Consider the following 18751-nt stretch of genomic DNA (forward strand, 5'->3'; position numbering starts at 1 on the left):
AAAGTGCGGTGAAAATTCACCGCATTTTTTATCATTCAACTTTCACAATCCAGCCTTCCGGTGCTTCAATATCACCAAATTGAATACCGGTGAGTTCATCGTAAAGTTTACGGGTAATCGGCCCGACTTCGGTTTCCGAATAGAAAACGTGGAATTTGTCTTTGTGTTGAATGCCACCAACAGGTGAAATAACGGCCGCAGTCCCACAGGCTCCGGCTTCGGCAAATTGGTCAAGCTGATCAATATAGACATCTCCTTCTATCGCCTCCATACCCAAACGTTCTTTGGCAATATAAAGTAGGGAATATTTAGTGATACTCGGTAGAATAGATTCTGACGTTGGGGTAATAAATTTATTATCTTTGGTGATACCAAAGAAGTTTGCCGCCCCCACTTCTTCTATTTTAGTATGAGTTTTCGGATCAAGATAAATGGCATCGGCAAATTTTCGTTCTTGTGAACCTTGCTCAACAGCTAATTCATGTGGAAGTAAGCTTGCTGCGTAGTTACCGCCCACTTTCACACCGCCGGTTCCCATCGGGGCTGCACGGTCGTATTCGGTTGTGATGAAATTAGACGGCGTTAATCCACCTTTAAAATAAGCGCCTACCGGACAGCAAAAGACGGAGAAAATAAATTCAGGTGCTGCTTTTACACCAATATTTTCTCCCACGCCAATGAGGAATGGACGTAAATATAAAGTTGCACCTGAACCATAAGGACCAACCCATTCTTCATTCGCTTTGACCACTTCTTTACAGGCACGAACAAATAATTCCGTAGGAACTTGTGGCATTAAGAGACGATCCGCTGTACGCTGCATACGCTTTGCATTTTCTTCTGGGCGGAATAAATTGATTGAACCATCTTTACAGCGATAGGCTTTTAAGCCTTCAAAACATTGTTGACCATAGTGAAGTGCGGTCGAACCTTCGTGAATATGGAGGGTATTGTCTGTCGTGAGTTTGCCTTCATCCCATTGACCATTTTTCCAATGAGCAATAAAACGGTAGTCGGTTTTAATATAATTAAAACCAAGGTTATTCCAATCTAAGTCTTTCATTTTGCTTCCTTTTATTTATTGTTAATGAAATACCGTTTAATCTACATCATTATTCTGAGCATTTAAACCTTAACGCAGAAATTTTTTTGATTTTTAATATTTTGGGGAAGGATAAACGTCATAAAGTCAAAGAAGAAAAAAGAGAAGTATGTTAGAATGCCACGCAAAAAAAACGCCACTCTAATGAGCAGCGTTTAACCAAAAAGGTTTAAGTAATACAGGAAGTAAATGAGTAACCTATTTTGTTACTCAAGTTCGGTTTCCCGAACTCTATGCAAACACAACATCATACTTAAGTCCGAAACTCATTAACTAGTAAGGAATTACCAATCATTAAGTATGTGCGCATTGTAGGAAGTGGAGATAAGAAGAACAAATGATGTTTTTTTATCTGAGGGATTAGAAAAACTAATCCGAACTGAATCCTGCTCATTATAGACGAAAAAATTATCTTTGGAAATCATTATGTATAAACGTTTGCCTCCCTTGAATTCACTGAAATCCTTTGAATCTGCCGCACGACATTTAAGTTTTACAAAAGCGGCGGACGAGCTTTTTGTGACACAGGCAGCGGTGAGCCATCAGATTAAACTGTTAGAAGATTTTTTAGGCATTGAATTATTCAAACGTAAAAATCGCGCTTTAGAATTAACCGAATTTGGTAAAGCGTATTTTGTCGATATTAATAAAATTCTGAGAAAACTTAATGAGGCTACAGAAAAATTATTAATATTAAAAAATGATCCTCACTTAAGTATTGGTGTTCCACAAACTTTTGGTATTCAATGGCTCGTTCCTCATCTCAGCGAATTTAATCGGCTTCATCCTGAAATTGAAGTTCGTTTAAAAGGGGTCGATCAAGATGAAGGATTATTAAATAAAGAAATCGATCTTGCGATTTACTACGGTAGGGGAAACTGGCAGAATTTGCAGGTTGATCGCTTAGGTAAAGAAAATTTACTGATTCTCGCTTCACCGGAATTATTGGTGAAAAATCCAATTCATAGTAAGGAAGATTTAAAACACCACACCTTAATTCACACTCATACACGCGATAATTGGCGTGCGATGGCAGATTATCTGATGCTTGATGAATTAAATATCCAACAAGGTCCTTTATTTAGCCATACATTTATGGCATTGCAAGCGGCGATTCATGGACAGGGTATCGTGCTGGCAAATCGCTTACTGGCACTGCAAGAAATTGAGCAGGGCGCATTAAAAGTTGTCTTTCCAACAAATTTGCCTGATCCAAAATCCTTTTATGTGGTGAATCACCTTGATCGCCTTGATGATGAACAAATCCAAGCCTTTCGACATTGGATTATTAATGCAATAAAAAATGAAGAATATGAATAAACTTGCTTTATATTGTCGTCCCGGTTTTGAGAAAGAGGTAGCGGCAGAAATGACAGATCGTGCAACAAACCTAGGTATATTTGGTTTTGCCCGAGTACAAGAAAATTCAGGTTATGTGATTTTTGAATGCTATCAACCTAATGAGGCCGATCGCTTAGCCCGAGAAATTCCTTTTCATCAGCTAATTTTTGTCCGACAAATGTTGGTCGTATCAAATTTATTAGAAAATCTTGATCCTGCTGATCGCATTAGCCCGATTATCTCTGAATTTGAGACATTGTCAGAACAAGTCAATTTGAAACAATCAAACATGATTTTAGTTGAAATGGCGGATACAAATGAATCCAAAGAACTTTCAGCCTTTTGTCGAAAATTTACCGTACCACTACGTCAAGCATTGAAAAAGAAAGGTTGGTTAATGGCTAATGAATCTCAAAAGTGCGGTCTGTTTTTACATTGTTTTTTTGTGAAGCCGAATTGTTGCTATATAGGTTATTCCTATACCAATAACCATTCTGAACATTTTATGGGGATACCTCGTTTAAAGTTTCCATCTGATGCCCCGAGCCGTTCTACGTTGAAACTTGAGGAAGCGATTTTAACGTTTATACCTATAAAGGAAGAAGAAAAACGATTCAATGAAAATATGATAGGGGTTGATCTTGGGGCTTGTCCAGGGGGATGGACATATCAATTAGTCAAACGAGGTCTATTTGTGTATGCTGTGGATCACGGAAAAATGGCAGAAAGCCTACATGAAACCGGTCGAATCGAACATTGTGCGGAAGATGGTTTTAAATTTCAGCCACCAAAACGCAAAAAAGTGGATTGGCTAGTGTGCGATATGGTGGAACAGCCAAGCCGGATTGCCAATTTAATTGGCAAATGGTTGGTAGAGGGCTGGTGTCGTGAAACGATTTTTAATTTAAAGTTACCCATGAAAAAACGTTATCAAGAAGTGATGCAATGCTTAGAAAACCTTAAAAGTATGTTGGATAAGCAAAAGTTGACCTTTGAGATTCAGGCAAAGCACCTCTACCATGATAGAGAAGAAATTACCGTTCATATTGTCATTAAATGAGAAAAGCATTTTCCTTATGTGGGAAAATGCTTTCAGCGATGAGTAATGAAAAAGCACCGATAAAATCGGTGCTTTAGAATCTGGTTGCGGGGGCCGGATTTGAACCGACGGCCTTCGGGTTATGAGCCCGACGAGCTACCAAGCTGCTCCACCCCGCGTCTGTTGGCGCACACTATACGCTACTCAAAAAATTTTGCAACCTTTCAACAAAAGTTTATTGTGTGTTTGTTGTTTAAATAAACAAAGCGACGATAAATTAGACATCATTAGGAAATAGTGCTAGTGGTTTTAGGCAATTTTTGATAGCGTATGCAGTTTCATAAAAATTCATTTTTGTTTAGGAATAAGGTATGAAATTTCGTAAAAGTCTCGGTATCAAAGCGTTCTCTATTTTAGCGGTTGCATCAATTTTGGTGGCATGTGGTGGTTCGTCAAATAAAAGTAGCTCATCAGTTCTTACACCAACAGGCGATGATCCTCAAAAATTTGGTGCAAAATACAGCGGTCGCAGCTATCAACAAAGCATTTTATCGCCGGTATTACAGGTAGAGAATCAAAGTGCGGTCGTAAATCAGGGGGATTTTTTAACGCAACTTTCTAATGTAAAAGCCTATTCCGGGCGATTATCTGATCGTTTTTATGGCAACTATCAAAAAATTACGAACTGGGTGCTTGCCGGCGCAGATGTGAGTGAATTGTCCCAATACGGAATTTCTCCACAAATAATGAAAGGCTTTGATGGTTACCAAAACGTCTTAATGACCGGCTATTATTCCCCCGTAATTCATGCGCGCCGCTCCCCGCAAGGGAAATTTCAACACCCAATTTATGCGTTGCCTGCAAACAAACGTTTTTCTCGTGCTCAAATTTATGCAGGCGCCTTGGCAGGAAAGGGATTAGAATTAGCTTATAGTGATTCGATGCTTGATAACTTCTTACTCGGGGTTCAGGGAAGTGGTTATGTGGATTTTGGCAACGGTAATTTGAATTATTTTGCCTATGCCGGACAAAATGGCTTTAAATATCAAGCCGTTGGTCGTTTGTTGGTGGAAGATGGCGAGATCCCAAAAGAGAAAATGTCAATTCAAGCTATTCGTGATTGGGGAAAAGCGAATCCGTCACGTGTACAGGCTTTACTTGAGCGTAATCCGTCCTATGTATTCTTCAAAAATGATCCGAGTGGCAAAGTAAAAGGTTCCGCAGGTGTACCACTTGTGCCAATGGCCGCGGTGGCTTCCGATCGCAATGTGATCCCATCGGGTTCTGTTTTATTGGTAGAAGTGCCTGATATTGATAATGATGGTAATTGGAAAGGTTCGCATAAATTACATTTAATGGTGGCATTAGATGTTGGTGGAGCGGTAAACGGACATCATTTTGATTTATATCGTGGCATTGACGATCAGGCGGGGCATATTGCCGGACTTTCAAAACATTATGGACGTGTTTGGGTATTACAATAATGGCACGCATAGATAACTACGAACAGCGTTTTGGCGGTATCGGGCGACTTTATACTCCGGAGGGATTAGAGCGTCTTCGCCAAGCACACGTATGTGTTATCGGGATTGGAGGGGTGGGATCATGGGTGGTGGAAGCGTTAGCCCGTTCCGGAATTGGACAGCTCACCCTGATCGATATGGACGATATTTGTGTGACTAATATCAACCGCCAACTTCCGGCATTAAGCGGCAATATCGGCAAACTTAAAACGGAAGTGATGGCGGAACGGATAAAACTGATTAATCCCGAATGTATCGTCAATATTATTGATGACTTTATCATGCCCGATAATCAGACGGATTATCTCAATCGAGGCTATGATTATGTGATTGATGCCATTGATAATGTTAAAACCAAGGCGGCGATGATTGCCTATTGCAAACGTAATAAAATTAAAATTATCACCGTGGGGGGGGCTGGGGGACAAACGGATCCCACACAAATTCAAATTGCTGATTTAAGCAAGACTATTCAAGATCCCTTGTTGGCAAAAGTGCGGTCGGTTTTACGCAAGGATTTTAATTTTACTCAAAATCCACAACGCAAGTTTGGCATAGACGCCGTATTTTCTACTCAACCGTTGATTTTTCCTAAAATGGGTGAAGGTTGTACCGTCTCCGCTACAATGAATTGTGCTAACGGGTTTGGGGCAGCGACTATGATCACCGCCACATTCGGCTTTTTTGCCGTTTCGAGGGTGATTGATAAATTGTTGAGAAAGTAGAATATAAAATACTTCATTAACATTGAAGGCAACGTAGGTTGCCTTTCTTTTTAAATAAAACCATTGCAATTTATTTTAAAGCGTGTAGGCTTTTACGCCTATTTGAGAATCATTATTAAAAATTAGGGAGACAAAATGAAAACGATACTAAAAATGAGCGCAATTTCAACCGCACTTTTAAGCTTTCCAATGATGGCGAATGCGGATGTCTTAGCATCAGTAAAACCCCTTGGTTTTATTGCTTCAGCCATTGCGAATGGTGTAATTGATACCCAAGTTCTTGTGCCGACAGGTGCCTCTCCTCATGACTACAGTTTGAAGTTATCCGATATTCAAAAAGTAAAATCGGCGGATTTGGTATTGTGGGTGGGTGAGGACATTGATTCCTTTTTAGAAAGACCGGTTAATCAAGTTGATCGCCAAAAAGTGATTACCATTGCCGATCTCGCTGAGATTAAACCCTTATTAACCCAAGCCCATCACGAACATTTCCATGAAGAGGGCGATCACAAACATGACCATAAACACGAACACAAAAATGGGCATGAACATAATCACGATCATGAAAATCACGAAGGATTAAGCACGAACTGGCACATTTGGTATTCACCGGCAATGAGCCAAATTGTGGCACAAAAAGTGGCGGATAAACTGACCATACAATTTCCAGATAAAAAAGCATTGATTGAGAAAAACCTTGCGGATTTCAACCGCACTTTGGCGGAGCAAAGCGACAAAATCAAAGCCCAACTCGCCCCTTTTAAAGAAAAAGGTTTCTTTGTTTTCCACGATGCTTACGGCTATTTCAATGATGCCTATGGTTTAAAACAAACAGGCTATTTCACCATTAATCCACTGGTTGCACCCGGAGCGAAAACCCTTGCGCATATCAAAGAAGAGATCGCTGAACATCGTGTAAACTGTTTGTTTGCGGAGCCTCAATTCACGCCAAAAGTCATTGAATCTTTGGCAAAAGGCACCGCGGTGAAGGTAGGGCGTTTAGATCCCATTGGTGATGGGGTAGCGTTAGGGGCAAATTCCTACGCCAATTTCCTTCAGGCAACGGCAGACAGCTATGCGCAGTGTTTGAGTAAGTAATGATGTTTGATAAATGGTGGGGAAACCCGCCATTTTTTGTTTCTGAAATCCATGCGCCCCTAATTTGAATGGAAACTTATGCTATAATCGCCAAAATTTTTTTCTTGAGATCCCAAATGAAACAACTATTCGCCACAACCTCTCGTGGCTTTGAAGAACTGCTAAAAGTTGAGCTGACAGAACTCGGTGCTTTGAATCCCAAAGTGGTACAAGGCGGGGTACATTTCCAAGCCAATGAGGAAACTCTTTATCGCACCTTGCTTTGGTCTCGCCTTGCCTCACGAATTTTACTACCATTAATTGAAACCAAAATTTACAGTGATTTAGATCTTTATGCTGCTGTTTCCGCCTTTAATTGGCTTGCACACTTTGATGAACGCATGACCTTTTTTGTGGATTTCAACGGTATCAACCAAGAGATTCGCCATACTCAATTTGGTGCAATGCGGGTGAAAGACGGCATTGTGGATTACTTTGAACGCCAAGGCAAAGCTCGGCCGAATGTGGATAAAATGCAACCGGATGTGCGTATTCATGCTTATTTGAATCGTGAAGAATTGGTGATTTCTCTCGATCTGAGTGGTGAAGCGTTGCATTTACGTGGCTATCGTGAAGATACAGGGCAGGCGCCTTTACGTGAAACCTTGGCTGCGGCGATTGTGCTACGTTCCGGTTGGAAAGCGGGTACGCCATTGGTCGATCCTATGTGTGGTTCAGGCACATTGCTTATTGAAGCCGCACAAATGGAAGCCGATATCGCCCCTCAATTATATCGCTTACATTGGGGCTTTGATTTTTGGAAAGGGCATAATCAAATGGTGTGGGAGAAAGTAAAAAGCGAAGCCATTGCTTCAGCAGAGGAAAAACAAGGTAAAATTCAACCGCACTTTTATGGTTTTGATCTTGATCACCGAGTGTTAAAAAAAGCACAACGCAATGCGCAAAATGCCGGTGTCGCTCACTTGATAACATGGCAGCAAGGTGATGTGGCGGCGCTCACTAACCCAAGCCCAAATGAAGTGGGCATGGTGATTTGTAATCCGCCTTATGGTGAACGTTTAGGTACGACACCGGCGTTGATTGCCCTTTATTCCGTATTTGGACAACGTTTGAAAAAAGAATTCGGTGGTTGGAATGCCTCAATTTTTAGTAGCGAATCCACCTTGTTGGATTGCTTGAGAATGCGGGCAAACCGTCAATTCAAGGCGAAAAATGGACCGCTTGATTGTGTTCAGAAAAATTATCAGATTTCCGCTCGAATTAGCGAAGAAAGTGGGGTGGAAAATCCCCTTGAATTTGACCGCACTTCAGCGGTGGCAGTGGATTTTGCCAATCGTTTACAAAAGAATATCAAGAAAATTGAAAAATGGGCGAAACAGCAGGGCTTGGATGCGTACCGCCTCTATGATGCGGATCTGCCGGAATATAATTTAGCAGTGGATCGTTATGGCGATCATATTGTGGTGCAAGAATATGCTGCGCCTAAAAATATTGATGAAAATAAAGCACGCCAACGTTTATTGGATGCGGTGACAGCAACCTTAAAGGTGACCGGCGTAGAAACCAACAAGCTGATTTTAAAAGTCCGCCAAAAGCAAAAAGGCACAAATCAATATGAAAAATTAGCCAATAAAGGCGAGTATTTTTATGTGAACGAATACGGCGCACAACTTTGGGTAAATTTAACGGATTATTTGGATACCGGTTTATTTTTGGATCATCGCCTCACCCGAAAAATGGTGGGGGAGTTGGCGAAAGGTAAAGATTTCTTGAATTTGTTTGCCTATACGGGGTCTGCCACTGTCCACGCCGCATTGGGCGGGGCAAAATCCACTACAACGGTAGATATGTCGAATACCTACCTCAACTGGGCGGAGCAAAACCTGATTCTCAACGATCTTGATGGTAAGTCACATCAACTCATTCAAGCGGATTGTTTGCAATGGCTGGAAAAATGTGATCGTCAATTTGATTTAATTTTTGTGGATCCGCCCACTTTTTCCAATTCAAAACGAATGGAAGCAAGCTGGGATGTTCAGCGTGATCACATCAAATTAATGGGAAATTTAAAACGTATTTTACGCCAAAGTGGCTCCATCGTTTTTTCCAACAATAAACGGGGATTCAAAATGGATTTTGCAGGATTGGAAACATTGGGGCTAAGTGCAGTGGAAATTTCTCACAAAACCTTACCATTGGATTTTGAACGTAATAAACAGATTCATAATTGTTGGTTGGTGACGGAAAAATAGCCGTACGTAACAACGTAAATTTTAGAAAAATGTAGGGACACACTGCGTGTGTCCGTTATAAAAATCAAATTATTTCAATAGGTTAAAGTTCGGACACACGCAGTGTGTCCCTACAACCAAGCCCCCCAAGATCACAACCCATTCATCGAATTAATCAACCGAATTTCATCAAATTTTTCAATGTCTTTTGCATAAATTGTGGCTTCTTTAATTTTGCCTTCCTGCAATAATTTTTCCCGTTGTGTGCCGGCTAATAATGGGGTATCAGGTGTGAGCCATTGGTTACCTTGGCGAAAAATTAAATTTCCAATAGAACAATCTGTCACTTTCCCGTTTTTAATAATCATAATCTCATCGCAATTTCCCCGTTGAGCGAAAAGGGAATTGAGTAAATCCCGATTGGCATATTTCAAGCTGTAATCCATTTCATCACAAACAATTGGCTGAAAAGTGCGGTAGATTTTTCGTGTGTATTCAAAATATTGAACTTGTGTGGTTTCGGCATTGTAATCAATACGGCAACGCACCAGTTGATTTTGCAAGTGAGACGGCACTTGGATTAGCTCAAAAAGATTGAAAATTTTGACCGCACTTTTGCCGTAAAATTGTCGTAAGCTCTGTTCATAACGGGCTTGATGATATTCAATATTTTGAATTTTACCCTGTTCAATGGCAAGGGTTTCAAATAAGGGAAACATCATTTTGTCTCCTCAATCGGAAAATAGACTTTTTCGAGTAATTCTTGATATTCATCTTCCAAACGGCTTTGAATGGTAATACCGCCACCGCTGTGAAAATAATATTTCTCACCCACTTGAGAGATGAAGCGAATTGCTACCGCACTTTGTAGGTTTTTACCATCAAAAAGACCAAAAATGCCCGTGTAATAACCTCGGGGTTGGCGTTCCGCTTGTTGAATAATTTGCACGGTTTTTTCTTTGGGGGCGCCACTAATCGAGCCTGCGGGCAATAACGTAGCAAGTATATTGCCAATATTTTGTTGCCAATTTTCATCTAGTTCGCCGCAAATCTCCGAACTTGTCTGCAAAATTTCGCCTTTTTGTGTGGCAATACGATCAACATAGCGAAATTTTGTGACCTGAATATTGCTCGCGACCATCGCTAGATCGTTTCGCATTAAATCCACAATGGTGTAATGCTCACGCAGTTCTTTTTCATCATTTAGTAGTTGCTGTTTTGCATTGGAGAGGGCAGCATTAATTGTTCCTTTCATCGGATAAGTGAAAATTTTGTTATCTTGAATATTGATAAAACATTCCGGTGAGAAGCAAACAAATTGATTTTTTAGCCATAATTTATAAGGTGCAGAGGATTGATAAAAAATCTGTTCAAGGGAAAAATTACCCGAAATTTCAGTGGGCGAAGTGAGATTTAACAAATAAGAATTGCCCTTTTGAATCTCTTTTTGTACCACTTCAAAACCTTGTTGATAATAGGAAAGGGGAATTGGGTATTTTTCAAAATGAATGTCTGTGGAGAAGTCTTTTGACTCGGTAATGTTTGTTTTTCCTAAAATATCAAAAAAAATGCCTCGTTGAGCCGTTTCTTCTAAAGGAAAAATTAACGGTTTTTGTTGTTCAAAATCAATCAGAAAAAAGAAAGGGGCGGATTTTGCCCCATAATGATTGGCTTGGTGGATAAAATGTTGCATTGTGCTATTTCTAATTTAGCGTAAAATTGCCCGATTATAACGAAAGCCGAGCAGTTATGAAATTACTCATTATTGATAATCACGATTCTTTCACTTTCAATTTAGTGGAGCTTGTTCGCCGCCTTGGTGTGTCTTTTGATGTGCTTAATGTGGAAGATTTGCAGGAAAATAAGCCTGAATCTTATAGCCATATCTTAATTTCGCCGGGGCCTGATGTACCACGGGCTTATCCTCAACTTTTTACTATGTTGGAGCGGTATCATCAGAAAAAATCAATTCTTGGGGTTTGTTTGGGACATCAAACATTATGTGAGTTTTTTGGTGGAACACTTTATAACCTAAAACAAGTTCGCCACGGGCAAAAAAGGCGGTTAAAAGTGCGGTCAAATTCTCCGTTGTTTTTCGGGTTGCCGATGGAATTTGATATTGGCTTATATCATTCTTGGGCGGTGAAAGTTGAAAATTTTCCTCATGAATTAGAAATTACGGCCATGTGTGATGAAAATGTGGTGATGGCGATGGCTCATCAATCTTTACCCATTTATGGCGTGCAGTTCCATCCGGAATCCTATATGTCAGAATATGGTGAGCAAATTTTACGAAATTGGCTAAATATTAATCAATAATAGTGCTTGATTCTTCATCTAAAATTCGTATTATAGCCGTCTATACGTCAATACATCCAAATTAAAAAGAGAAAAATTATGTCTAGTTATTTATTTACTTCGGAATCTGTGTCCGAAGGACATCCGGATAAAATTGCTGATCAGATTTCAGATGCGGTACTTGATGAAATTCTAAAACAAGATCCCAAAGCCCGTGTTGCCTGTGAAACCTATGTGAAAACCGGAATGGCGTTAGTGGGGGGGGAAATCACCACTTCAGCGTGGGTGGATATTGAAAATCTCACCCGAAAAGTGATTTGTGATATTGGCTATGAACATTCCGATATGGGCTTTGATGGCCATTCTTGTGCCGTATTAAATGCCATTGGTAAGCAGTCTGCGGATATTAACCAAGGAGTAGATCGTGAAAATCCATTGGATCAAGGCGCCGGAGACCAAGGTATTATGTTCGGTTATGCTACCAATGAAACGGATGTATTAATGCCAGCTGCCATTACTTATGCTCATCGTTTAATGCAAAAACAGGCAGAAGTACGTAAAAGCGGTAAATTAGCCTGGTTACGCCCTGATGCGAAAAGCCAAGTGACATTAAAATACGAAGATAACAAAATTGTGGGTGTCGATGCTGTGGTACTTTCTACTCAGCATTCAGAAGACATCAACCAAAAAGATCTTCATGAAGGGGTGATGGAAGAAATCATCAAACCGGTATTGCCAAGTGAATGGCTTTCAAAAGACACGAAATTCTTTATCAATCCGACGGGGCGTTTTGTGATTGGTGGCCCGATGGGGGATTGCGGTTTAACCGGACGTAAAATTATTGTGGACACCTACGGCGGTGCGGCACGTCATGGCGGTGGAGCGTTTTCCGGTAAAGATCCGTCAAAAGTGGATCGTTCAGCGGCTTATGCAGCACGTTATGTAGCGAAAAATATTGTGGCTGCCGGTTTGGCGGAGCGTTGTGAAATTCAACTTTCTTACGCTATCGGTGTGGCAGAACCGACCTCAATTATGGTGGAAACCTTCGGCACAGGCAAAGTGGCAAATGAATTGTTGGTGGCATTAGTGCGTGAGTTTTTTGATTTACGCCCTTATGGTTTAATCAAAATGCTTGATTTAATTAAGCCTATTTATTGTGAAACTGCTGCTTATGGTCACTTTGGTCGTGAGCAATTCCCATGGGAAAAAGTGGATCGTGCGGAAGAATTACGTGCGGCGGCAGGGTTGAAATAATCCTATTATGAATGACTAAAACCGCTATTTTTGGCGGTTTTTATTTTTCTAAATTTTATGTTTTCATCACAAACTCAATTTCGTCATTTAAAAATGCAGGTTCAGCGTAAACTGGCGGAGTCCTTACGACTTGCAGAAGATTATTTTAAACGAGCATTTCCTATGCCAACGGTAAATTATGATTTACGGGGCGTGAAAGCCGGTGTAGCGTATTTGCAAAAAAACGAAATCAAATTTAACCGCACTTTATTGCTTGAAAATACGCAAGAGTTTATTCATCAAGTCGTGCCTCATGAGTTAGCGCATTTAATTGTGTATCAGGTATTCGGGCGTGTTAAGCCCCATGGCAAAGAATGGCAGGGAGTGATGAACGAGATCTTTCATCTACCGGCAGATACTTGTCACCAATTTGGTGTACAAAATGTGCAGGGGCAAACTTTTGCATATCGTTGTGCTTGCCAAACCCATTCTTTAAGTATTCGTCGCCATCATCGAATTTTAAAAGAAGGCGTGGAATATTTATGTCGAAAGTGTAAAGGGAAATTGGTTTTGATGGATGATAACTAATTTAGATTATGTTACACTCCAACCGTTTTTTACCTACAATATATAGGAGTTATCCAATGAAGAAATCATTATTAGCATTAGCGATTGGTACATTGGCTGTTGCTTTCGCTGCAAATGCAAACTGGTATGTCCAAGGGGATTTAGGTTATTCAAAAATCAAAACCTCAGGTGATATTGACTTTAATAAAAATAAATTTACCCCAAGTCTAGCGGTGGGTTACAAATTGGGTAATACCCGCTTTGCTTTAGATTATACGTATTATGGTAAATCCGGCCATTCAGAATTAAGCACTTATGACGGCGCTGATTCAACAGGCGCGCATATTCGCTTAACCGGACCGGAAAAATCGGAGTTGAAAGTTAATTCTTTCGGTTTCTCTGCGATTTATGACATTGATCTTAATTCACCAATCGTTCCTTATATTGGTGCTCGTTTATCCTATAACACAGTTAAGTATAATAGCCATTTCTATGCTTCAAATGGAAGTGATAGTTATAGTGAATCAAATTCTTCAAAAGATCACAAAGTGGGCTATGGTGTATTAGTCGGTGTATCTTACAATTTTGCTCCAAATTGGGCGGTAAATGGTGGTATTGAGTATAACCGTTTAGGTTCATTTGATGATGTTAAAATCAACCAATACGGCGTGAAAGCCGGTATTCGTTACGAATTCTAATTTTGGGTTAAAGTGCGGTCAAAAATTTTCTTGTTTAGAGAGATTGAGACCGATAAAAACCGTATTTGGTGGGGAAATCAAATACGGTTTATTTTTTAGTTTAAATTATATTTAAACTAAATTTTCTAAGGCTTGAACAAACTTCAAATAACGTTGATATTTTTTCTGATAAGCGTTGAAATTCTCTTTATTCGGTACAAAAATTTGTCTATCTGAATTTAGTATCGTTGTTTTATCAGCCTTTTCAATAGCGTCCATTGCGATCAAGGCAGCACCGAAACAGCCGGTTTCTTCTACCAGCGGAATTTCTAATGTCATACCGGTTAAGTCTGCCAACATTTGCATCCAAACTTTCGATTTTGTCGGGCCACCCGTGACTCTTAATTTAGTCACATTCGGAAAGCGCTGAGAAATACGCTCTAAGTGATACATCAGGCTAAATAGGACACCTTCGTAAACGGCTTGGAGCAAGTGCATTTCGTTGTGATGCGCCTGTAGTCCGTAAAATCCTGCCTGCATACCTAATTTGGCGTTAGTGCCGTAAAGGAAAGGAATAAATAAGATCGAGCTTGAGGCTGGTTCTAATGTTTCAATACCCTTATTTAGTGCCTCATAATCCAAATGTTTAAAACGATGTAAAAACCATTCTAAATTTCCGGATGAAGTTGGGCTTGCCTCGTGCACAATAAATTTATTGTTTTCGATATAGCGCCCATAGACAAAAGGCGTGGATTGATTTACTGCAATATGATCAGTGATGCCACTTACCACAGACCAAGTACCGAGTACAATATTTAAGGTTTTCTCATCATTTAAGCCGGCACAAAGTGCGGTCGAAACCACATCAAATAATCCGCCAACCACGGCTGTGCCTTCTGCTAGTCCGGTGAGTTTTGCAGCCTGTTTAGTTACATAGCCTGAAATTTCATTCGATCTCATTATTGGTGGAAACTTATCGAAAATCTCTTCTATACCGAGTAATTTTGCGAGCTGAATATCATATTGCCCCGTTTGCATATTATAGATATTTGATTCAGAGATATTGGTCTCTTCACAAAATAATTGATTGGTTAAGCAGAATCTTAGGTAATCATGAGACATTAAAATTGCGCCGATACGATCATAGCGAGTCCGATCATATTCTTTCAGCCAGCGTAAAATTGAAACAGGGTGACCTGTCCACAATGTTTGTCTCGTGATGGGATAAAGTTTTTCCGGAATTTGTTCGGTTTGCCATTTTTTGACGATATCAAGTGCACGTTGATCAGATGATAAAATTGCCCGCCCTAAAGGACGATTTTGTTTATCTAAAAGAAATGCGCCTTTTCCTTGTGCTGAAATTCCAACTGCTTTGATTTGTTTTGCATCAATATGGCTTTGCTCAATCACTTCCTGTATCACCTGTGCAGTGATTTCCCATAAATTTTCCATATCCCGTTCAGCATAACCGGATTGTTCGCTAATCACCGAAACATTTTGGCGTGCAATGCCATACAGTTTTCCGGCACGATCAAATAATGCGGCTTTGATAAAGGTTCCACCGCAATCAATGCCTAAGTAATAATTCATAAAACCTCAATGAAAAATGAAGCAGCCAATGATAGCTGCTTGTGACAGATTAAACTATTTCGCTAATGCATCAATTTGATTGACCAATGTCTCACCATGTTTTTCAACGTAGGATTTACGCACTTTTTCTTCAATGATGGATTTAAATGGTGTTGGTTCAATGGTTTCGGTGACTTCAACGCCTTCTTTTCGCAGTTTCGCAATGATTTCTTGCTCATTTTTAACGTTTAGCTCTCGTTGGAAAGCACCGGCTTCTTTTGCAGATGTTAAAATAGCTTGTTGTAATTCCGCTGAAAGCGCATCAAATTTTGCTTTATTCATCACAACTATTAATGGGGTGTAACCATGGTTACTTAAGGTTAAATATTTTTGCACTTCATATAATTTGGAGGACCAGAAAATCCCGATAGGATGTTCTTGCGCATCCACGGCTCTTGTTTCTAATGCCGTATAAAGTTCTGCTAATGGCATTGGGACAGGGTTTGCACCTAATAGAGTAAAGGCTTCAATATACATCGGGTTTTGGTTTGTGCGGACTTTTAAACCTTTCACATCTTCTGGTTTGGTCATCGTATGCTTAGAATTGGAGAATGCGCGGAATCCTACATCCCAAAAAGCCAGCCCTTTTAGTCCCTTTTCTTCTAATGCTTTTAATAAACCTTCTCCAATTTCACCATCTAATACTTTATAAACATGTTCACGATTTTTAAAAATAAATGGAATATCAATGACATTTAATTCTTGAACCAATCCGGTGAAGTTGGGGGAACCTGACATTTCAAGATCGATTGTACCACCACGAACACCGGCAATCATGGTTTGTGCATTACCTAAGGTGCTATCAGGGAATAATTTTAACTTTATTTCACCTTTGGTTTTTTCAGCCAATAATTCATTGAATTTTTTCGCTGCGATATGCTGGGTATCGCTACGTGGTGCTTCATAACCAAATCTTAAACTGGTTTCGGCTAAAACGGTTGAGGTAGTCAATACGGCAGCGCCGGCGATTAAAGTTGCTAAAAATTTCATATTAAAACGCTTCATAATGTTCTCCTAAATTAAGAGTGGTTAATAATCAGTGAGTGTTTATAGCATCCATTGTAGTGGAACTAAAATTAATGATGGAAAGAAGATAAATAGGAACAATAGGACAATCATCATTGCCATATAAGGGAGAATGCCTTTTGCTGATTGTTCAAAGGGTAATTTCGATACGCCAGTGATAACGTTTAACACATTGCCCACCGGTGGGGTAATTAAGCCAATAGACGTATTTAAGATAAACAAGACGCCAAAATAAACAGGATCAATACCGGCTTCTTCCACTAATGGCATAAGTACCGGAGTGAGGATTAATACTGTGGGCGTTAAATCCATCACCATACCAATAATGAATACAGAGAGCATGATCACAATTAGCAATAAGGTTGGGCTATCAATTAATGGCTCCAAAAATTCTGTCATGATCTGAGGCAATTCTGCAACGGTAATTAACCACCCGGTCACGTTGGCGGCAGCCACGAGGAACATCACCACTGCAGTGGTTTTTGCCGCTGCAAGAACAACCTTGTATAAGTCTTTGATTTTTAGTTCACGATAAATAAAGAGCGAGACGATCAAAGCATAAAATGCGGCGACAACACCGGCTTCTGTTGGGGTAAATATCCCTGAACGGAAACCACCAATGATGATAACCGGCAATAACAATGCCCAAATACTGTTTTTAAAAGAGATACATAATTCTTCTTTTGTTGCTTTTGAAAAGGTCATTAAATCTAAGCGTTTTGCCTGCCACCACCAAAGTAGGGCTAACATCACGCCCATCATCAAACCGGGGAAAATACCGGCTAAGAAAAGTTTGGTAATGGAAACACCACTTGCGACACCAAAGACAATAAATGGAATGGAGGGGGGAATAATTGGGGCAATGATCCCTGCTGTTCCGATTAAACCGGCGGATTTATCAACAGGATAACCTGTGGTTTTCATCATTGGTAATAGCATTGCTGCCACTGCTGCCGTATCTGCTACGGCAGAACCGGAGAGGCTGGCCATAATCATTGCTGCGATAATCGCCACAAAGCCTAACCCACCACGTTTATGACCTACTAATTTCATTGGTAAATCAATAATACGTTTTGATAATCCCCCTTCGTTCATAATCTCACCGGCAAGAATAAAGAAAGGAATTGCCATTAAAGAAAAGCTATCCGCTCCACTGACTAAATGCTGTGCCAAAATTTGAGAATCAAATAAGTCTAGCTGTAACATTAATGCGATGCCACAAATTAAAAGTGAAAAGGCAACAGGAATGCCTAAGATAATGGCACCAAGTAGGACTGAGAGGAAAATCACCACAATCATGCTTTTTCTCCTTTCGTTAAAAATGCGAGTTTTGAAATAAGGCGTGTGATAAGTAATATGCCAATTAAAATGCCTGCAACGACACTTGCAAAATAAGTGATGCCCTGTGGTAAACCGGAAATAGGTGCCAAATTACTAAGATTTAATTGGAACTGGATCCAGCTACCATCCACAATTAAATAGCAACAATAAAGCATTAGGCTATCTGTAAAAATGCCTAATATATTCCGCCCATTTGGGGAGAGCTTATCGGTTAAAATCGTGACATTAACGTGTTGGTTTTCGTTAAATGCCAACACTGCCGCTAAAAAGGTGAGCCATATAAACATATAGCGTGAAACTTCTTCTGTCACACTAATACCGCTGTTGAAGCCATAACGTAGTACCACATTAAGAAAAACCAGAATCGACATCACCGATAAAATGAAAACAACAAGGGCTTCTAATACTTTTCCAACAACTTGAGCAAATGCTTTCATTGTTCCTCCTCAAGGTCATCAATCGCTACCTTAACAACCACTTTGCGAATAGTTGAAATTTCATTTTCCCTACAAGCACTTCGATGAGCATCTTCCGGAAAGAAAACGGCAAAATTGCCGGCGCGACATATCAGTTCCTGCTCGTTTTCAATGTGGGTATAAAAGAGAATGTCACGTTCCGTATCATAGCTTCCCGAAGTTTGATTATTGCCTAAGTCTGTTGCAACGCTCATTCTTTCCATACCGGAATGCCAATATTGCACATCAATATATTGACGATGAACTTCAGGTAAGTTTGTTTCTTTTAGGGAGGTCGTGAGATCGAGAACCTGCACATAGGAGCGACCTTTAAGCGGATAGCGACCGCTTTCCATTTGTTCAAAATCGGTATGTTTTAGGTAATCTAAGGCGACAAGTACCGCCTTGGGATAATGGTTTGCCACCACATGAGAAATATGTCCGAAAATCATAAGCACTCCCTTAA

The 18751-nt window shown here is 40.1% G+C and carries 18 protein-coding genes and 1 tRNA gene; 10 read left to right on the forward strand and 9 right to left on the reverse strand.

The window, feature by feature from the left end; genetic code table 11:
* Positions 1-31: 31 nt before the first annotated feature.
* Positions 32-1063, reverse strand: coding sequence for a branched-chain amino acid aminotransferase (locus tag E4T92_RS05775; protein WP_135093794.1), 1032 nt, complete (start codon positions 1061-1063; stop codon positions 32-34).
* Positions 1064-1528: 465 nt separating this feature from the next.
* Between E4T92_RS05775 and E4T92_RS05780 the strand changes: the two genes are divergently transcribed.
* Positions 1529-2422: a transcriptional regulator GcvA gene (locus E4T92_RS05780; RefSeq protein WP_077542206.1), complete on the forward strand. Its 894-nt coding sequence runs from the start codon at positions 1529-1531 to the stop codon at positions 2420-2422.
* Entirely contained in the window at positions 2415-3503 is a 1089-nt protein-coding gene (gene rlmM, locus E4T92_RS05785) for a 23S rRNA (cytidine(2498)-2'-O)-methyltransferase RlmM (protein WP_135093795.1), read from the forward strand. The genes E4T92_RS05780 and rlmM overlap by 8 nt, the downstream gene beginning before the upstream one ends.
* A gap of 81 nt (positions 3504-3584) precedes the next feature.
* Here rlmM and E4T92_RS05790 read toward each other — a convergent pair.
* Positions 3585-3661 (reverse strand) — tRNA-Met (locus E4T92_RS05790).
* 192 nt (positions 3662-3853) lie between these two features.
* Between E4T92_RS05790 and mltA the strand changes: the two genes are divergently transcribed.
* The 4 genes from mltA (at position 3854) to rlmKL (ending at position 9080) form a co-directional block, all read left to right on the forward strand.
* A complete protein-coding gene (mltA, locus tag E4T92_RS05795) occupies positions 3854-4966 on the forward strand; it encodes a murein transglycosylase A (RefSeq protein WP_135093796.1) in 1113 nt (370 codons plus the stop codon).
* Complete coding sequence (gene tcdA / locus E4T92_RS05800) at positions 4966-5730, forward strand: tRNA cyclic N6-threonylcarbamoyladenosine(37) synthase TcdA (protein WP_167754019.1); 765 nt, start codon at positions 4966-4968, stop codon at positions 5728-5730. Before mltA ends, tcdA begins: the two co-directional genes overlap by 1 nt.
* A 135-nt stretch (positions 5731-5865) precedes the next feature.
* A complete protein-coding gene (gene znuA, locus E4T92_RS05805; RefSeq protein ID WP_135093798.1) occupies positions 5866-6828 on the forward strand; it encodes a zinc ABC transporter substrate-binding protein ZnuA in 963 nt (320 codons plus the stop codon).
* A 116-nt stretch (positions 6829-6944) separates the two neighbouring features.
* Positions 6945-9080, forward strand: coding sequence for a bifunctional 23S rRNA (guanine(2069)-N(7))-methyltransferase RlmK/23S rRNA (guanine(2445)-N(2))-methyltransferase RlmL (gene rlmKL, locus E4T92_RS05810; RefSeq protein ID WP_135093799.1), 2136 nt, complete (start codon positions 6945-6947; stop codon positions 9078-9080).
* A 131-nt stretch (positions 9081-9211) separates the two neighbouring features.
* Here the strand turns inward: rlmKL and E4T92_RS05815 are convergent, their stop codons facing one another.
* A complete protein-coding gene (locus E4T92_RS05815) occupies positions 9212-9778 on the reverse strand; it encodes an aminotransferase class IV family protein (RefSeq protein ID WP_135093863.1) in 567 nt (188 codons plus the stop codon).
* Positions 9778-10767, reverse strand: a complete 990-nt coding sequence (locus tag E4T92_RS05820; protein WP_135093800.1) for an aminodeoxychorismate synthase component I — start codon at positions 10765-10767, stop codon at positions 9778-9780. The genes E4T92_RS05815 and E4T92_RS05820 overlap by 1 nt, the downstream gene beginning before the upstream one ends.
* 41 nt (positions 10768-10808) lie before the next feature.
* Between E4T92_RS05820 and E4T92_RS05825 the strand changes: the two genes are divergently transcribed.
* The 4 genes from E4T92_RS05825 to E4T92_RS05840 all read left to right on the forward strand — a co-directional run bounded on the left by E4T92_RS05825 (position 10809) and on the right by E4T92_RS05840 (position 13855).
* A complete protein-coding gene (locus E4T92_RS05825; RefSeq protein ID WP_135093801.1) occupies positions 10809-11378 on the forward strand; it encodes an anthranilate synthase component II in 570 nt (189 codons plus the stop codon).
* Positions 11379-11456: 78 nt separating this feature from the next.
* Positions 11457-12611, forward strand: coding sequence for a methionine adenosyltransferase (metK, locus tag E4T92_RS05830; RefSeq protein WP_135093802.1), 1155 nt, complete (start codon positions 11457-11459; stop codon positions 12609-12611).
* 57 nt (positions 12612-12668) lie between these two features.
* Positions 12669-13178, forward strand: coding sequence for a SprT family zinc-dependent metalloprotease (locus E4T92_RS05835; protein WP_135093803.1), 510 nt, complete (start codon positions 12669-12671; stop codon positions 13176-13178).
* A 56-nt stretch (positions 13179-13234) separates the two neighbouring features.
* The gene (locus tag E4T92_RS05840; RefSeq protein ID WP_135093804.1) at positions 13235-13855 is read left to right on the forward strand and encodes an opacity family porin; all 621 of its coding nucleotides are present in this window, start codon (positions 13235-13237) and stop codon (positions 13853-13855) included.
* A 111-nt stretch (positions 13856-13966) separates the two neighbouring features.
* Here the strand turns inward: E4T92_RS05840 and E4T92_RS05845 are convergent, their stop codons facing one another.
* From E4T92_RS05845 to E4T92_RS05865, 5 genes are read right to left on the reverse strand one after another with little or no spacing between them, the layout of a single operon-like run.
* Positions 13967-15424 (reverse strand): FGGY-family carbohydrate kinase, encoded by a 1458-nt coding sequence (locus tag E4T92_RS05845; protein WP_135093805.1) that lies wholly within the window; start codon positions 15422-15424, stop codon positions 13967-13969.
* 54 nt (positions 15425-15478) lie between these two features.
* Positions 15479-16468, reverse strand: coding sequence for a TRAP transporter substrate-binding protein (locus E4T92_RS05850; protein WP_135093806.1), 990 nt, complete (start codon positions 16466-16468; stop codon positions 15479-15481).
* 42 nt (positions 16469-16510) lie between these two features.
* A complete protein-coding gene (locus E4T92_RS05855) occupies positions 16511-17788 on the reverse strand; it encodes a TRAP transporter large permease subunit (RefSeq protein ID WP_077542221.1) in 1278 nt (425 codons plus the stop codon).
* Positions 17785-18267 carry a TRAP transporter small permease gene (locus tag E4T92_RS05860; protein WP_135093807.1) on the reverse strand — a complete coding sequence of 161 codons (483 nt, stop codon included), beginning with the start codon at positions 18265-18267 and terminating at the stop codon, positions 17785-17787. Before E4T92_RS05860 ends, E4T92_RS05855 begins: the two co-directional genes overlap by 4 nt.
* A complete protein-coding gene (locus tag E4T92_RS05865) occupies positions 18264-18737 on the reverse strand; it encodes a YhcH/YjgK/YiaL family protein (RefSeq protein WP_135093808.1) in 474 nt (157 codons plus the stop codon). Before E4T92_RS05865 ends, E4T92_RS05860 begins: the two co-directional genes overlap by 4 nt.
* Positions 18738-18751 lie beyond the last annotated feature (14 nt).

Origin of the sequence: Pasteurella sp. WM03 (assembly GCF_004570945.1) — a bacterium.
Lineage (GTDB): Bacteria > Pseudomonadota > Gammaproteobacteria > Enterobacterales > Pasteurellaceae > Rodentibacter.

What these genes read in the sequence shown, in the direction of transcription:
- E4T92_RS05865 (WP_135093808.1), bottom strand. Translation starts at nt 18,737, where the DNA reads ATGATTTTCGGACATATTTCTCATGTGGTGGCAAACCATTATCCCAAG.
- rlmM (WP_135093795.1), top strand. Translation starts at nt 2,415, where the DNA reads ATGAATAAACTTGCTTTATATTGTCGTCCCGGTTTTGAGAAAGAGGTA.
- E4T92_RS05850 (WP_135093806.1), bottom strand. Translation starts at nt 16,468, where the DNA reads ATGAAGCGTTTTAATATGAAATTTTTAGCAACTTTAATCGCCGGCGCT.
- tcdA (WP_167754019.1), top strand. Translation starts at nt 4,966, where the DNA reads ATGGCACGCATAGATAACTACGAACAGCGTTTTGGCGGTATCGGGCGA.
- E4T92_RS05845 (WP_135093805.1), bottom strand. Translation starts at nt 15,424, where the DNA reads ATGAATTATTACTTAGGCATTGATTGCGGTGGAACCTTTATCAAAGCC.
- znuA (WP_135093798.1), top strand. Translation starts at nt 5,866, where the DNA reads ATGAAAACGATACTAAAAATGAGCGCAATTTCAACCGCACTTTTAAGC.
- E4T92_RS05775 (WP_135093794.1), bottom strand. Translation starts at nt 1,063, where the DNA reads ATGAAAGACTTAGATTGGAATAACCTTGGTTTTAATTATATTAAAACC.
- metK (WP_135093802.1), top strand. Translation starts at nt 11,457, where the DNA reads ATGTCTAGTTATTTATTTACTTCGGAATCTGTGTCCGAAGGACATCCG.
- E4T92_RS05825 (WP_135093801.1), top strand. Translation starts at nt 10,809, where the DNA reads ATGAAATTACTCATTATTGATAATCACGATTCTTTCACTTTCAATTTA.
- rlmKL (WP_135093799.1), top strand. Translation starts at nt 6,945, where the DNA reads ATGAAACAACTATTCGCCACAACCTCTCGTGGCTTTGAAGAACTGCTA.
- mltA (WP_135093796.1), top strand. Translation starts at nt 3,854, where the DNA reads ATGAAATTTCGTAAAAGTCTCGGTATCAAAGCGTTCTCTATTTTAGCG.
- E4T92_RS05780 (WP_077542206.1), top strand. Translation starts at nt 1,529, where the DNA reads ATGTATAAACGTTTGCCTCCCTTGAATTCACTGAAATCCTTTGAATCT.
- E4T92_RS05855 (WP_077542221.1), bottom strand. Translation starts at nt 17,788, where the DNA reads ATGATTGTGGTGATTTTCCTCTCAGTCCTACTTGGTGCCATTATCTTA.
- E4T92_RS05835 (WP_135093803.1), top strand. Translation starts at nt 12,669, where the DNA reads ATGTTTTCATCACAAACTCAATTTCGTCATTTAAAAATGCAGGTTCAG.
- E4T92_RS05840 (WP_135093804.1), top strand. Translation starts at nt 13,235, where the DNA reads ATGAAGAAATCATTATTAGCATTAGCGATTGGTACATTGGCTGTTGCT.
- E4T92_RS05815 (WP_135093863.1), bottom strand. Translation starts at nt 9,778, where the DNA reads ATGTTTCCCTTATTTGAAACCCTTGCCATTGAACAGGGTAAAATTCAA.
- E4T92_RS05860 (WP_135093807.1), bottom strand. Translation starts at nt 18,267, where the DNA reads ATGAAAGCATTTGCTCAAGTTGTTGGAAAAGTATTAGAAGCCCTTGTT.